11 protein-coding genes are annotated in these 14669 nt (G+C 66.5%); 7 read left to right on the top strand and 4 right to left on the bottom strand.

Annotation, left to right across the window (positions count from 1 at the left end):
• Window positions 1-32 precede the first annotated feature (32 nt).
• The gene (locus tag NFW05_RS00055; RefSeq protein WP_295301643.1) at window positions 33-1355 is read left to right on the top strand and encodes a DUF3422 family protein; all 1323 of its coding nucleotides are present in this window, start codon (window positions 33-35) and stop codon (window positions 1353-1355) included.
• 44 nt (window positions 1356-1399) lie between these two features.
• Here NFW05_RS00055 and NFW05_RS00050 read toward each other — a convergent pair whose 3' ends face one another.
• The 4 genes from NFW05_RS00050 to NFW05_RS00035 form a co-directional block, all read right to left on the bottom strand.
• The gene (locus NFW05_RS00050; protein ID WP_295301640.1) at window positions 1400-1915 is read right to left on the bottom strand and encodes a tetratricopeptide repeat protein; all 516 of its coding nucleotides are present in this window, start codon (window positions 1913-1915) and stop codon (window positions 1400-1402) included.
• 145 nt (window positions 1916-2060) lie between these two features.
• Complete coding sequence (locus NFW05_RS00045; protein ID WP_295301637.1) at window positions 2061-3509, bottom strand: DegQ family serine endoprotease; 1449 nt, start codon at window positions 3507-3509, stop codon at window positions 2061-2063.
• A gap of 82 nt (window positions 3510-3591) precedes the next feature.
• Window positions 3592-4908 (bottom strand): ATP-binding protein, encoded by a 1317-nt coding sequence (locus NFW05_RS00040; protein WP_295301632.1) that lies wholly within the window; start codon window positions 4906-4908, stop codon window positions 3592-3594.
• Window positions 4905-5567 carry a response regulator transcription factor gene (locus tag NFW05_RS00035; protein ID WP_295301629.1) on the bottom strand — a complete coding sequence of 221 codons (663 nt, stop codon included), beginning with the start codon at window positions 5565-5567 and terminating at the stop codon, window positions 4905-4907. The genes NFW05_RS00040 and NFW05_RS00035 overlap by 4 nt, the downstream gene beginning before the upstream one ends.
• Before the next feature lie 355 nt (window positions 5568-5922).
• On the opposite strand from NFW05_RS00035, the gene NFW05_RS00030 reads away from it, so the two are divergent.
• The 6 genes from NFW05_RS00030 to ppk2 all read left to right on the top strand — a co-directional run bounded on the left by NFW05_RS00030 (window position 5923) and on the right by ppk2 (window position 14461).
• Window positions 5923-6648: a hypothetical protein gene (locus tag NFW05_RS00030; RefSeq protein ID WP_295301627.1), complete on the top strand. Its 726-nt coding sequence runs from the start codon at window positions 5923-5925 to the stop codon at window positions 6646-6648.
• Between the two features lie 113 nt (window positions 6649-6761).
• The gene (locus NFW05_RS00025) at window positions 6762-7334 is read left to right on the top strand and encodes a lipid-binding SYLF domain-containing protein (RefSeq protein WP_295301625.1); all 573 of its coding nucleotides are present in this window, start codon (window positions 6762-6764) and stop codon (window positions 7332-7334) included.
• 266 nt (window positions 7335-7600) lie between these two features.
• On the top strand, window positions 7601-8818 hold the full coding sequence (locus NFW05_RS00020) for an efflux RND transporter periplasmic adaptor subunit (RefSeq protein ID WP_295301623.1): 1218 nt from the start codon (window positions 7601-7603) through the stop codon (window positions 8816-8818).
• A gap of 6 nt (window positions 8819-8824) precedes the next feature.
• Entirely contained in the window at window positions 8825-12007 is a 3183-nt protein-coding gene (locus NFW05_RS00015) for a multidrug efflux RND transporter permease subunit (RefSeq protein ID WP_295301620.1), read from the top strand.
• Window positions 12000-13418, top strand: coding sequence for an efflux transporter outer membrane subunit (locus NFW05_RS00010; protein WP_295301618.1), 1419 nt, complete (start codon window positions 12000-12002; stop codon window positions 13416-13418). Before NFW05_RS00015 ends, NFW05_RS00010 begins: the two co-directional genes overlap by 8 nt.
• Before the next feature lie 275 nt (window positions 13419-13693).
• Entirely contained in the window at window positions 13694-14461 is a 768-nt protein-coding gene (gene ppk2, locus NFW05_RS00005; RefSeq protein WP_295301717.1) for a polyphosphate kinase 2, read from the top strand.
• Window positions 14462-14669: the final 208 nt, after the last annotated feature.

Raw genomic sequence — 14669 nt, 5'->3', positions numbered from 1 at the left:
AGGCTGTCGCGGCCTTTTTTGCTCCAGTCCCCGTGATCAGCGCAACCCCGCTCCCGGACCTTCGCACGCACCCGCTGCGCGATCGGCTGAACGAGGAATTCCACGCGCGGCCGGCGATGCCGCTGAGCAGCCCGGTCGTCGTCAGCCACTTTGCGTTGATCCAGGAAGCCGGTGCTGCCGCCGCCGAACGGCAGAGGTTGCGCAAACTCGCCGAGGCCGGATCGGGGCAGGTGATCGCGCAATCCGAAACGCACCTGATCGTCGAGTCCCCGGACTGCCGCCTGTGCTGGGAAAAGCACACCGAGTTCTCGAGCTACACCCTCTTTCGCGCGCTCGCCGCCGACGTCGCCGCCTGTACCGGCCAGGACAAGCCGCAGACTCTGCTCCCCGCCTGGCTGTCCGGCGTGCCTGGCGAACTGATCGTCGCCACGCGGGTGAAGCTTCTGGCCAGCCAACGGATCTCGCCCGAATCGGTGACCGCCGGTCTCTCGCCGACCGGCCGGCAGATGGTCGGCGCCCGGGTGGCCGACCGCGCCGCCTGGGTGTTCACCGATTTCACCGTTGACGACACGTTCTCGGATTTCCTGATCATCGACGACTCGCTGACGCCGCGACAGGCCGCACGCACCGTTCAGCGGCTGCTCGACATCGAAACTTACCGGCTGCTCGCGCTGCTCGCACTGCCCGTGGCCCGGGAAATCGGCGGCTGGCTCGGGCATGCCGAGGAGCAGCTGGCCGAACTCGTCGACCGCATCGGCCAGGCACAATCGCCGACGGACGAACGCGAGGTGCTCGCCGAGCTGACCCGGCTGGCGGCAAAGGTCGAACACTCGATCGCCCGGACGACCTTTCGCTTCGGCGCCGCGCGCGCCTACCACGCTCTGGTCATGCAACGTATCGGCGAGTTGCGTGAGCAGCGCGTGACCGGCTGCCCGACCTTCCACGAGATCATGCAGCGCCGTCTGCTACCCGCGATGCAGACCTGCATCGCCATGGCTGCCCGCCAGGAAGAGCTTTCCGGCCGCCTCGCGCGAACCGGTCAGCTGCTCAGGACCCGCGTCGAGGTCGAGCTCGAGCGCCAGAATCAGGAGCAGCTCGCGCAGATGAACCGCCGTGCCCGACTCCAGCTCCGCCTCCAGGAGACCGTCGAAGGACTGTCGGTCGTGGCCATCACCTACTACGCCTCTCAGCTCGTTCACTACCTTGCCAAGGGCGCGAGCACGATCCTGCCCTGGCTATCACCGGAACTGACCACGGCGGTCTCGATTCCGCTGATCGCTGGCGCGTCGGTCCTCGGCATCCACCGGATGCGCAGCCGACTGCGCGCCGAGGAGGACGCTGGCGGCAGTACCTGAAACACGCGCCTGACCACCGAAGCAACCGGGAGGAGCGCGCCCGTTCAGACCTCACCTGAACTCGCAGCCGACCGTGGCGCAACCGTCCGACGCTCGGCAGGCTGCTGCGAACGGCTCTTGCGCGAAAAACGCTCGATGCGCGCGATCGCCCGGCGTGCCCGGCTCCACTCTGGCTCTGCGGCCAGCGCCGCGCGGAGCGAAGCGAGCGCCTGCGTGTAGCGGCGCTCACGGAAGAGGACCAGTCCGAGGTCGTACCAGGCGACCGCCAGCGGCGAGCCGCGCGTGCTGGCTGCCGCCAGACACTGCGACGAGGCTTGCGGCAGGCCGCCCGCCGGGGTACCGACGGTCTGCCCGAAGAGCCGGTCGTCGAGGTCGGCGGCGGCAAAGGCTTCGACCGCCTGGCGCCGACGACGCGTCCGGTAGTAAACCAGCCCGAGCAGTTGCAACGAGACGGGGTCGTCGGGAATCGCCGCGAGAATGCTGCGCGCCAGGCATTCCGCGAGGACGAGGTCACCGTTCCGATAGAACGTGCCAAGAAGATCGAAGAGTGCGTCGATCATCGGCAACCCTCCACTGGTACGGGCAAGGATCGCGCCGATTGCGTGGCCGTGGTCCGCACAGCCGGTGCTCCAGGTGCAGGCGGCGGCAGCGCCCGGCCAGCGGCCGACGCCGAGCCGCTCGCCGACCGGAGCAGCAGATCGATGATCAGCCGAGTTCGACCGGCACGAAGAGTTTCGCGTTGTCGCGCTCGATGAGCAGCGCGACGGTCTTGCCGGCCCGCTCGAGCAGACTGCGCAGTTGTGGCACATCGCGAACCGACTGCCCGTTGAGCGACAACACGATGTCGCCGGGACGAATCCCCGCGCGTGCCGCTGGCCCGCTGACGTTCTCGACGACGAGCCCTTCCGCGTTGCCGGCCTGGCGCTTCTCGTCCGGGGTCAGCGGCCGCAGCGCAAGGCCGAGACGAGACCCGTCCGCCTCGCTGCTCCGGCCCGAAGCGATCTTGGCCGTCGGAATCTCGCCAACCGCGACGGCGATCTCCCGGCTCGCACCCTTGCGCCAGACGCCGAGCGCGACCCTCGTCCCCGGCCTGGTCGCGGCAATCAGCGGCGGCAGTTCGCTCGAGCGGTCGATCGCCGTACCATTGACGCGCAGGATGATGTCTCCGGCTTCGAGGCCGGCCGCAGCCGCCGGGCTACCCGGTTCGACCGAGCTGATCAAGGCCCCGGCCGTGCTCTTCAGGCCGAAAGACTCGGCGAGCGACTGTGACACCTCCTGGATCGTCACGCCGAGGCGACCGTGACTGACCTTGCCGTACCTGACCAGTTGCTCCTGGATGTTCATGACGACGTCGATCGGGATGGCGAAGGCCAACCCTTGGTAACCGCCGCTACGGCTGTAGATCTGTGAATTGATGGCGATCACCTCGCCGGCCAGGTTGAGCAGCGGGCCGCCCGAGTTGCCCGGATTGATCGCCACGTCGGTCTGGATGAACGGCACGTAGCTGTCGCTGGCCAGCGAACGCGATTTCGCCGAAATGATCCCGGCGGTGACCGTGTTCTCGAAACCGAACGGTGAGCCGATCGCCACGACCCAGTCGCCGACCCGCGACTGCGCCGGATCGCCGAGGCGTACGGTCGGCAGATTGCGGGCGTCGATGCGCAGCACGGCAACGTCGGTCAGCTGGTCGATGCCGACGACGCCGGCCTTGAACTCGCGCTTGTCGGTCAGCTTGACGGTGACCTCGTCGGCCTCGGCGACGACGTGGGCGTTGGTCAGGATCAGTCCGTCGGAACTGACGATGAAGCCCGAGCCCAGGCCGTGCACCGGTCCGCGTTCCTGGGGCATCGGCACGCCGAAACGGCGGAACAGCTCGAACATCGGGTCAGGCGCGTCGATCCGCGCGGCCGTCTTGCGGGTTCCGCTAACGCTGATGTTGACCACGGCTGGCCCGGCGTGCTCGACGATCGCCGCGAAGTCGGGCAGTGCCACGGTCCGTACCGTTGCCGCCGGCGCTGCCACGGCACTGGCCGGCGGCGCGGCGATCGCCTCGCCGGGGCCAGGAAGCTGGCCGCCGTACTTGGCGTAGCCGGCACCGAGGGCGGTGAACAGGGCAACGGCAAGCAGACTGCGTTTGAGGGTGGTTCCTGGCATGGGTATCTCCTGTTCGATTCGCCAGCGGGAAGCACCCCACCGGCCATTCGCCAAGGATAGGGGACGTCGACTTAAGAAATGCTTAAGACCCGGGCCCGGCGGCGAAGTCGACTCGCACCCGCAACCCGCCGAGCGGCGAATCGCCGAGGACGACCTCTGCCCGATGACGCCGGGCGACCGTCCTGACGATTGCCAGGCCGAGACCGCTGCCCGTCGTCTCCCCATGCGCACGGCGATAGAAGCGGTCGAAGACGCGCTCGCGTTCCTCGGCCGGAATCCCGGGTCCCGAGTCGCAGACCTCGACGAACGGGCCGCCGGCCGCTGAGCCCGTTGCGACGTCGACGCGTCCTCCGCGAGGCGTGTAGCGCACGGCGTTGCCGATCAGATTGCCGAGCAGGACGCGCAGCGCTTCCCGATCACCGTCTACGACGGTCTGCCCAGCGCCGGGAATCGCACCGAGGTCGATCCTGCGCGACTCGGCCAGCTGCTGGTACTCGCTGATCACCTCGCCGGCAAGTTCGGCGAGGTCGACCGGAGCGAACGGCAGATCGGCTCCGCCGGGCTCCTGGCGAGCCAGCGTCAGGAGCTGCTCGACCGAGTGCGTGACGCGTTCGAGTCCACCGCGCAGTTCGCTGAAACCCTCGGCCCGCGACGCCTCGTCGCCGGCACGCTCGGCCAGTTGCACCTGCAGCGTCAGCGCGGCGAGCGGCGTGCGCAGCTCGTGCGCCGCGTCGGCGATGAACTCCCGCTGCGCGTCGAGCGCTCGCTGCAGCCGGGCAAGCAGGTCGTTGAGCGCGCGGACCAGCGGCCTGACCTCGTGCGGAGTTCCGGTCTCCGGCAGAGGATCGAGCGCCAGCGCGCTGCGCGCGGTGACCGCCCGCGTGACCGACGCGAGTGGCCGCAACCCACGGCCGACGATGATCCAGATCATCACCCCGAGTACCGGCAACATCATCAGGAACGGCGCGACGGTCCGCCAGGCTGCGGCCAACGCCAGCTGGTCGCGAAGCTGCATCGGCTGCGCGACCTGGATCAGCTGCCCCCCCTGCTGCAGCCCGAAGACGCGCCATTTTCCGCGCCCGGTGTCGATCGTCGCGAAACCGATCGGGGCCTGGCGCGGCAGTTCCTGACGCGGATGAGAGAAGTAGATCCGCGTTCCATCGGGACTCCAGATCTGTACCGAGAAATGCTGCACGTCCTCGTCGATCCCGAACTCCCTGCGCGGCATTTGGCTCATCGCCTGGTCGCGCAGCGACAGCGCGAGCTGCCGCAAGTGATAGTCGGACATCTCGTTGGCTTCGTCGCGCGCCGTACGATAAGTGACCAGCCCGCCGAGCAGAAGGGTCAGCGTGATCGCCGTGAGGAGGGCGAACAGCAGCTGGTGGCGGATCGATCTCATCGACTGCCCGGGACGAGATAACCGACGCCGCGGATGTTGCGGATTCGTTCGGCGCCCAGCTTGCGGCGCAGCGAATGGATATGCACCTCGACGGCGTTGCTCTCGATCTCCTCTCCCCACCCATAGAGACTCTCCTCGAGCCTGGCACGGGAGAGCGGCTTCCCGGGATTCTCGAGCAGCACGCGCAACAGGGCGAACTCGCGCGCCGACAGCGCGACGGGCCGGCCGTCCTGCGTCAGCTCGTGGGTGGCCGGGTTCATGCACAGGTCGCCGACGACGATCTCGCCGCCGGCGCGCCCGGAGTGGCGCCTGAGCACGGCGCGGATGCGCGCGGAGAGTTCGTCGAGGTCGAAGGGTTTGACGACGTAGTCGTCGGCCCCGCCGTCGAGCCCCCTGATCCGGTCGGCGACCGCGTCGCGGGCGGTGATCAGCAGAACCGGCAGGCGACTCGACGACCGGCGCAGGCCGGCGAGCAGATCGAGCCCCGATCTTCCCGGCAGGCCGATGTCGAGCAGCAGCAGGTCGTAGGGAGTCGTCGCCAGAGCCGTCCCGGCCGCGTCGCCATCGCTCAGCCAGTCGACCGCGTAACCGTCCTGGCGCAGACCCTGCTGAACGGCCTTGCCGATCATCGGATCGTCCTCGACGAGCAGAACACGCATTCCAGCCTTCCTGAAGCGATGAGCATCTGCCTTGCAGGATCACGGCAGGCAACCCGCCGGCAAGCTGCAGTGGAGAAACCCGTCAAAAACGCGAATCGACCATTAAATCAGCCAGGACGCCTGAGTATCGCGAAGCCGGCGGCTGCCGTCAATCGGCTCAGCCCGCGAACCGCGTCCGGTGGCACTTCACGGCCCGCTTGTCAGGCGTATGAAAACATTCTACATTTCCGAAAACGGGTGCGCATCTGCGGTGTCCGCGGGTCGGTGATGTCGCGGTCGACGTCAGTCGGTCGAGCCGGCCGGCTTCGCCTTCGCGCCTTATCGAGGCGCACCCTTGAGCGAAAGGAGCCACCACATGAACCAGACCGCTCGCGCGTTGCTTCCCGGCGCCTGCCTGATCGTCGCCATGTCCGGGGCCTCTGCAGCGGTGATCGAATCGCGTTTCGACACCGGAGGCGAGGGCTGGACCACCGGCAGCATCACGCGCACGGGCCTGTGGTTTGCGATTGATCCGGCAGTCGCCAGCCCGGTCAATTACGACCCGGCCCGCCAACTCATCCAGACCTACGACGTCTTCCCATGGACCACGTTCCGCTCGTCGCCCGCGTACGGCGGGAACAGGAGTGCATTCTTCGGCGGATCGATCAGCTACGATCTGAGTGACGCCGCCAACGACCCGGGAATGCCGTACCCGAACATCGCCATCCTGGCGCGAAGTGGCGACATGATCTTCATCCCGACCACGGCACCGAACACGACTGGTTTCACGCACTACGACTTTGCGCTCGACTCGTCGGCAGGCTGGCTGACCACCTTCCTCGGCCGTGCCTCGGACACGTACATCCGCACCGTCCTTGCCGACGTCGACGGGATCTGGATCAACGCCGACTGGAAGACGGGCGACGAGAGCGCGAACGACGACTCTCGCCTGGACAACGTCTGCCTGCGCGACCCCGCATCGGTGTGTGACGGACGGCCGGTTCCGGTCCCGAAAACGCTCGCCCTGCTCGGTGCCGGATTGATGCTGCTCGGTCTCTGGCGACGAACAGAACGAGCCGGACAAGTGCTGAAGGACGACTGACCGCTTCGGCGGGGAGCGCTGAATCCCCTGAGGCGCGGTGTCGGGTGACGTACAATGCCGATTCGAGGCTTGCGCGAACAGCCGTGACATGCCCTTTTCCAGGAGGAATACCGATGACCGTCGCCGTCCGTCAATTTCGCAGGCACATCCTCGCCACCGTCGCTGCGCTCATCGTGATCACCGCTGGCCTACTGCCGCAGGCCGCTTCGGCAGCCAGTGCAGCGGAACTTCGCCGTGATGCCCAGTCCGCACTGCAGCGTCTCTACGCGAAGACCCCCGGCGCCCGCGCGCTGCAGAAGCAGGCCGTGGCGATCCTCGTCTTCCCGTCGATCACCAAGGCCGGACTCGTCGTCGGTGGCCAGTTCGGCGAAGGTGTTCTCTTCCGGTCGGGCAAGGCCGTCGCTTATTACAACACCGCGGGCGCGTCGTTCGGCCTCCAGGCCGGCGCCCAGCATTACGGCTACGCGCTGTTCTTCCTCAGCGAGGAAACGCTGCGCTATCTCGACGCCAGCGACGGATTCGAAGTCGGTGTCGGACCTTCGGTGGTCGTCGCCGACGAGGGTTTTGCCAGGTCGGTGACTACGACGACGATGCAGGACCAGATCTACGCGTTCATCTTCGACCAGCACGGCGCGATGGCCGGCCTCGGCATCCAGGGCAACAAGATCACCCGCATCCAGAAGTGATCGGCCCCTGCCGCGAAGCCCCGGCCGGCAGCCTGCCGCGGAACCGGGCGGGCTGCCGGCGATGCGTCTCGCCGCTGGACCGACCGATCGCTTTGACCGATAATCCGCGCATTTTTCTCTGGACAGCCGTTGGCTGAGCCGGTGCCGCACGTCCATTTCGTCGGGCGCAGCGCAAGCGGGTCGTCTCCGACGTCCGTGCTGGCGCAGGCAGCCGGTAGAAGCTGCGCAGAAGCCTGCGCCGACCCCAGCTCTAGCAGGAGCCCGTCATGATCCCCAAGTTCGCGCGAATCCTGGCTGCACGAAGCAGCCTGCATCGTACAGCGGTCGTACTGGCCGCTGTCGCTCTCGTATCGACCGCTGCCTGCGACCGGCAAAAGGCGGCGGCGCCGCCGACACCGGTCGTCGAGGTCGTCGAGGCGACGCAGCGCGACGTGCCGATCTACATGGAGTGGGTGGGCGCGATGGACGGCAACGTCAACGCGGTGATCCGTCCGCAGGTGACCGGCTACCTGATCAAGCAGAACTACCGCGAGGGTGACCTGATCCAGAAGGGTCAGTTGCTCTTCGAGATCGACCCGCGCACCTTCGAGGCGGCGCTCGACGAGGCCAAGGGAGTGCGTGCGCAAAAGGCCGCACGGCTCGAGACGACCGCGGCCAACCTGGCCCGGATCAAGCCGCTGGCGGCGAAGAACGCGGTCAGCCAGAAAGACCTCGACGATTCGACCGGCGCCTACCAGTCGGCCAAGGCCGAACTCGAGGCCGCCGACGCAAACCTCAAGACGGCGAAGCTGAATCTCGGCTTCACCAGGATCACTTCTCCGATCACCGGCATCGCTGGAATCGCCAAGGCGCAGATCGGTGACCTGCTCAGTCCGAGCATGCCGACCGAACTGACCACAGTCTCGTCGGTCGACCCGATCAAGGTGTACTTCAACCTCAGCGAGCGCGAATACCTCAAGCTGGCCGGCGAAGCGGCCGTGTCGGGCAACAGGCCGGACAACGTGCCGCTGGAACTGATCCTTGTCGACGGCTCGGTTTATCCACACCAGGGCAAGGTCGCCGTATTCAACCGGCAGGTCGATCCGATGACCGGGACGTTCAAGATCGCGGCGCTTTTCCCGAACCCCGACAACCTGTTGCGTCCGGGCCAGTACGGCAAGGTGCGTGCGACGATGGCGGTGGCCAGGGGTGCGCTGCTCATCCCGCAGCGCGCAGTGACGGAAATGCAGGGCAAGTATCTCGTCGCCGTCGTCGGGCCCGACAACAAGGTCGACATCCGGACGGTCATTGCCGGAGAACGGATCGGCAGCGACTGGCTGATCAGCGAGGGCCTCAAGCCCGGCGAGAAGGTGATCGCCGAGGGCACGCAGAAAGTCAGGCCGGGGATGACCGTCGAGACGAAGCCGTTCGTCTTGGCTGCCCCGGCGGCGGGCACCCCAGGCAAGCCCGCGTCCGGACCGGCCGCACCCGCCGCGAAGGAATAGGCCGCCATGTCCAGGTTCTTCATCAACCGGCCGATCGTCGCCATGGTCATCTCGATCCTGATGACCATCGTCGGCCTCGTCGCGATGTCCGGGCTGCCGATCGCGCAGTTCCCGAACATCGTGCCGCCACAGATCCAGGTCAACAGCACCTACACCGGCGCCGACGCCCTGACTGTCGAACAGGCCGTAGCCACCCCGATCGAGCAGCAGATGTCCGGCGTCGATAACATGGACTACATGTACTCGATCAACGCCAACAACGGCCAATCGACGCTGTACGTCAACTTCGCGCTGGGCACCGACGCCAACACCGACCAGCTTCTCGCGCAGATGCGCGAGGGACAGGCCGAGTCACAACTGCCCTCGGACGTGCGCAACTACGGCGTGACGGTCCAGAAGTCGACCTCGTCGCCGCTGATCATGTTCGCGCTCTACTCGCCGAACGGCACCTACGACAACATCTTTCTCGCCAACTACTCGTACATCAACATCAACGACCAGATGACGCGGGTCAAGGGGATCGCCAGCGTCACCGTCTTCGGTGCCGGACAATACGCGATGCGCCTGTGGGTGCGGCCCGACGTGCTGGCCAAGCTGAACATCACGGTTCCCGAGATCATCAACGCCATCCAGAACCAGAACACCGTCAACCCGGCGGGCCAGGTCGGCGCCGAGCCGGTGCCGCGCGGCCAGGAATTCACCTACGCGGTGCGCGCGCAGGGCCGGCTGGTCACCGAGGAAGACTTCGGAAAGGTCGTCCTGCGCGCCAACCCGGACGGCTCGATCGTCCGCGTTTCGGACGTCGCCCGGATCGAACTCGGCGCCCAGACCTACAACATGGAAGGGCGGCTGAACGGCAAGCCGGCGGCACTGATCGCCCTCTACCAGATCCCCGGAGCCAACGCCCTCGATGCCGCGAACGGCGCCAAGGCGCTGATGGAGAAGATCAAGCAGGGCTTCCCGCCCGACCTCGACTACGTCATCGCACTGGACACGACCCTCTCGGTCACCGAGGGAATCAAGGAAATCGAGCACACGCTGTTCGAGGCGCTGGTGCTGGTGATCATCGTCGTGTTCATCTTCCTGCAGGGCTGGCGGGCGACGCTGATCCCGCTGCTCGCCGTGCCGGTGTCGCTGGTCGGCACCTTCATGCTCTTCCCGCTGTTCGGTTTCTCGATCAACACGCTGTCGTTGTTCGGCCTGGTCCTGGCGATCGGCCTCGTCGTCGACGACGCGATCGTCGTCGTCGAGGCGGTCGAGCACCACATCGAGCACGGGCTGTCGCCGAAGGACGCGACCCTCAAGGCGATGAGCGAGGTGACCGGCCCGGTGATCGCCATCGCCATCATCCTTGCCGCCGTCTTCGTCCCGACCGCCTTCATCCCCGGGATCACCGGCCAGCTCTACCAGCAGTTCGCGGTGACCATCGCGATTTCCGTGATCATCTCGGCGTTCAATGCGCTGACCCTGAGCCCGGCACTGTGCGCCCTCCTGCTCCGCCCCAAGGTCAAGGGAACCGGGCTCCTGCAGAAGTTCTACGACCGCTTCAACGAGGTTTTCGGCCGGGTCACCGGCGGTTATGTCGGCGTCTGCCGCCTGGCCATCCGCAAGAGCGTCCTCAGCCTGATCTTCCTCGTCGGCGTCGCCGCCCTCGCCGGACTGTTCGGCAAGACGCTGCCGGCCGGATTCCTGCCCGACGAGGACCAGGGCTACGTCTTCGCCGGTGTGCAGCTTCCGGATGCGGGGTCGCTGCAACGCACCTCGGAGATCGCCCGCCAGGCCGAAGACCTGATCAGGGAAGTCCCGGGCGTCAGGTACGTGACGACGGTCGTCGGCTACAGCATGCTGAGCCAGGTGCAGAACACGTATAGCGCCTTCTTCTTCATCACCTTCGAGGAATGGTCGAAGCGCAAGAAGCCGGAGGAACAGTACGGGGCGATCAAGGCCGAACTCTCGAAGCGGCTGGGCGGGATCAGCGGGGCCATCGGCTTCGCCTTTCCGCCACCGGCCATCCAGGGGGTCGGTGTCTCGGGCGGCGCCACGTTCATCCTGCAGGACCGCGCCGGCAAGGACATCGCTTTCCTCTCCGAACAGACGACCAGGTTCCTCGAAGCGGCGCGCAAGCGTCCCGAACTGTCCAGCGTGACGTCGACATTCCGCCCGGTGGTGCCACAGCTGTTCATCGACGTCGACCGCGACAAGGTGCTCAAGCAGGGGGTCAACATCAAGGACGTTTACCAGACACTGCAGTCCTTCCTCGGCAGCGGCTTCATCAACTATTTCAACCGCTTCGGCCGCCAGTGGCAGGTCTACATCCAGTCCGAGGGCGAGTTCCGCAACGACATCGGCAATGTCGGGCAGTTCTATGTCCGCAACAAGGATGGCCAGCCGGTCCCGCTGGCGGCGCTGACGTCGATCCGCAGCATCGCCGGGCCCGAGTTCACGATGCGCTTCAACCTGTATCGCAGCGCGCAGATCAACGCCTCGGCAGCGCCCGGCTACAGCTCGGCACAGGTCATGCGCGCGCTGGAAGAGGTCTTCCACGAGACCATGCCCGGTGAAATGGGCTTCGACTACTCGGGCATGTCCTTCCAGGAGCAGAAAGCCGCTCAAGGCGTCTCGCCGATCGCCATCTTCGCCTTCTCGCTGCTCTGCGTCTTCCTGATCCTCGCCGCCCAGTACGAAAGCTGGTCGCTGCCGTTCTCGGTGCTGCTCGGGACTCCGATCGCCGTCGCCGGCGCGTTCGCGGCGCTGCTCTTGCGCGGGCAGGAACTCAATGTTTACGCGCAGATCGGGCTGGTGATGCTGATCGGCCTCGCCGCCAAGAACGCCATCCTGATCGTCGAATTCGCCAAGATGGAATACGAAAAGGGCGAGCTGTCCCTGGCGGACGCGACGCTCAAGGGGGCGCAGCTGCGCCTGCGGCCGATCCTGATGACTTCGTTCGCCTTCATCCTCGGCTGCGTTCCATTGGCGCTCGCCAGCGGTTCCGGCGCCATCTCCCGGCAGGTGATGGGTGGCGCCGTCATCGGCGGCATGCTCGCCGCAACCGGCTTGGCCATCTTCCTGATTCCGGTGACCTTCTACGTCGTCGAGCGGCTCAGCCACCGCGGCCGGACCGACGTCTCAGAGAGGCACGCGGCTGACGAGGCATCGAGCGACGGCAAGCAGGGAGACGACCATGCATAAGCCAAGCGCAATCGCCCTGCTCGCCCTGCTCGCCAGTGGCTGCATGGTCGGCCCGGACTACGTGCGCCCGACCGTCGACACTCCGGCCGGCTGGCGGCTCAGCGAACCGGCTGCTCGCGATCTCGCCAATACCGCATGGTGGGAGCAGTTCGGCGACCCGGTGCTCAACGAGCTGATCGGCACCGCCTTGCGCGAGAACCGTGACCTGCTGATCGCCAGCGCGCGGGTCGACGAGTTCGCCGGGCGCTACGGCTTCGTGCGCTCGGATCTCTTCCCGCAGGTCGGCGCCCGCTACGATGCCAGCCGCCAGCGCGACGTCTCGGCGGTGGTCGTCGGCGCCGGCGCTGCGAAGGTCTACAACAGCTATACGGCGGTGCTCAACGCGAGCTGGGAGATCGACCTCTGGGGCCGGATTCGCCGGCAGACCGAGGCCGCCCGCGCGCAACTTCTGGGCAGCGACGAGGCGCGCCGGGCAGTGATCCTGACCCTCGTCGGCAGCGTCTCCGGCGCGTACATCAACCTGCGCGACCTCGACCGCCAGCTCGAAATCGCCCAGGCGACGGCGAAGGCACGCGGCGAATCGTACGAGATCTTCAAGCTGCGCTTCGAAGGCGGAATCATCTCGCTCCTCGAACTGAGCCAGAACCGGTCGCAGTACGAGGAAGCGCTGGCGACGATCCCGGCGCTGGAGAAGGCCATCGCCCAGCAGGAGAACGGCCTGTCGGTGCTGCTCGGACGCAATCCCGAAGCGATCCCGCGCGGCAAGACGATCGACGAGCTGATCCTCCCGGGAATCCCCCAAGGATTGCCGTCGGATCTCCTCGAACGGAGGCCGGACATCCTCGAGGCGGAGCAGAAGCTGATCGCCGCCAACGCGCTGATCGGCGCCGCCAAGGCGCAGTATTTCCCGACGATTTCGCTGACCGGGCTTTTCGGCTTCAGCAGCACGAGCCTGGGCAACCTGTTCGACAGCCAGTCGAAGGTCTGGCAGTACGCCGCGCCGATCACCATGCCGATCTTCACCGGCGGGGCGATCGCCGGCCAGGTCCAGGCCGCCGAAGCCGGCCAGCAGCAGGCGCTGTTCGCCTACCAGAAGGCGATCCAGCAGGGCTTCCGGGAGGTCAACGACGCGCTCGTCGACCAGGCTCAGACTCGTGAGCAGTTGCGCGCGCAGAAGCGCCAGGTAACCGCACTCGAGGAGTACGCGGCGACCGCACGGCTGCGCTACGACAACGGCTACACCAGCTTCATCGAAGTGCTCGACGCCGAGCGCAGCCTGTTCAACGCCCAGCTGCAATACGCCCAGACGCAGGGCATCCAGTTCCAGGCGATGGTCAACCTGTACAAGGCGATCGGCGGCGGCTGGGTCGTCGAAGCCGACCGATTGACCACCGCGAGCCGCGGCGAGTAAGCACGCTCACCGCGGGGAATCTGCCGCCGAGCGCGGCGGGAAGACGCGCACCCAGCCCCCGCGTCGGCCGGGGCGAAATGCCGGCGCACCGGTAACATCTGATGAAGGAGTGAACCATGGCCAAGAAGGGCAAGGCAGGCAAGAAAGCAAAGGCGCAAGCGATCATCAACCCCGACCTGGCGTTCGCAACGACCGCCGTCGAGGAGCCCCAGGAGGGCGAAGCCGGGAGCAGCGCCGAGGCATCGGCCAAGGTCGAGGCCAAGCCGCCGAAGAAGATGTCCAGCCGCGACTATCTCAAGGAACTCGAGAAGCTCGAGGCCGAGATCGTCCACCTGCAGTCCTGGGTGATCGCGCAAGGGCTCAAGGTGATCATCGTCTTCGAAGGTCGTGACGCGGCCGGCAAGGGCGGGACGATCAAGGCGATCACCGGGCGCGTCAGTCCGCGCGTCTTCCGTGTCGTCGCGCTGCCCGCTCCGTCCGACCGCGAAAAATCGCAGATGTACGTCCAGCGTTACCTGCCCCACTTCCCGGCTGCCGGCGAGGTGGTGATCTTCGACCGCAGCTGGTACAACCGAGCCGGTGTCGAACGCGTGATGGGCTTCGCGACCGAAGAGCAGGTTGAAGGCTTCCTCAGGATCGCTCCCTGGTTCGAGAAGATGATGGTGCACAACAAGATCATCCTGCTCAAGTTCTGGCTCGAGGTCGACATGGACGAGCAGACGCGCCGCCTCGAACAGCGGATTACCGACCCGCGCAAGCAGTGGAAGCTCTCGCCGATGGACCTCGAGTCGTACAAGCGCTGGTACGACTACTCGCGCGCGCGCGACGACATGTTGCGCGAAACCGACACCGAGTGGGCCCCGTGGTTCGTCGCCAATTCGAACGACAAGAAGCGGGTGCGCCTGAACATCATCCGGCACATCCTGAACTCGATTCCCTACGAGGTCGTCAAGCAGCCGAAAATCACGCTGCCCAAACGACAGAAGCCCGGCGACTACCGCGAACCCCACCTGCCGCTGAAGCACGTGCCGGAGGTGTATTGACGAACCGGTCGGCGACGGCTCCTCGCCCGGCTGCCGGGGGCATCGGCTCACCGACGCTGCGAGCGAGCCTCCCGGCCCGATCAGTTCGCGGGTACCGTTAGAACCGGTGCCTGCTGCGCGACGCCGGTTTGGGCAAGCGAGGTCAGCAAAACCAGACTTGATTAGCCACAATGTTCAGCAAGCTCACGTGGCGAGCCTGCCGGGGTGA

This window comes from Accumulibacter sp. (assembly GCF_023806625.1).
In the GTDB taxonomy this organism is placed as follows: Bacteria; Pseudomonadota; Gammaproteobacteria; order Burkholderiales; family Rhodocyclaceae; genus Accumulibacter.
The sequence above is the reverse complement of the archived record's forward strand: the minus strand, read 5'-3'. Positions and strand labels throughout refer to the sequence as shown.

Bases quoted from the DNA above. Each gene is read 5' to 3' on its own strand.
- NFW05_RS00050 (WP_295301640.1), bottom strand. From the start codon at position 1,915: ATGATCGACGCACTCTTCGATCTTCTTGGCACGTTCTATCGGAACGGT.
- NFW05_RS00045 (WP_295301637.1), bottom strand. From the start codon at position 3,509: ATGCCAGGAACCACCCTCAAACGCAGTCTGCTTGCCGTTGCCCTGTTC.
- NFW05_RS00040 (WP_295301632.1), bottom strand. From the start codon at position 4,908: ATGAGATCGATCCGCCACCAGCTGCTGTTCGCCCTCCTCACGGCGATC.
- NFW05_RS00035 (WP_295301629.1), bottom strand. From the start codon at position 5,567: ATGCGTGTTCTGCTCGTCGAGGACGATCCGATGATCGGCAAGGCCGTT.
- NFW05_RS00030 (WP_295301627.1), top strand. From the start codon at position 5,923: ATGAACCAGACCGCTCGCGCGTTGCTTCCCGGCGCCTGCCTGATCGTC.
- NFW05_RS00025 (WP_295301625.1), top strand. From the start codon at position 6,762: ATGACCGTCGCCGTCCGTCAATTTCGCAGGCACATCCTCGCCACCGTC.
- NFW05_RS00020 (WP_295301623.1), top strand. From the start codon at position 7,601: ATGATCCCCAAGTTCGCGCGAATCCTGGCTGCACGAAGCAGCCTGCAT.
- NFW05_RS00015 (WP_295301620.1), top strand. From the start codon at position 8,825: ATGTCCAGGTTCTTCATCAACCGGCCGATCGTCGCCATGGTCATCTCG.
- NFW05_RS00010 (WP_295301618.1), top strand. From the start codon at position 12,000: ATGCATAAGCCAAGCGCAATCGCCCTGCTCGCCCTGCTCGCCAGTGGC.
- ppk2 (WP_295301717.1), top strand. From the start codon at position 13,694: ATGTCCAGCCGCGACTATCTCAAGGAACTCGAGAAGCTCGAGGCCGAG.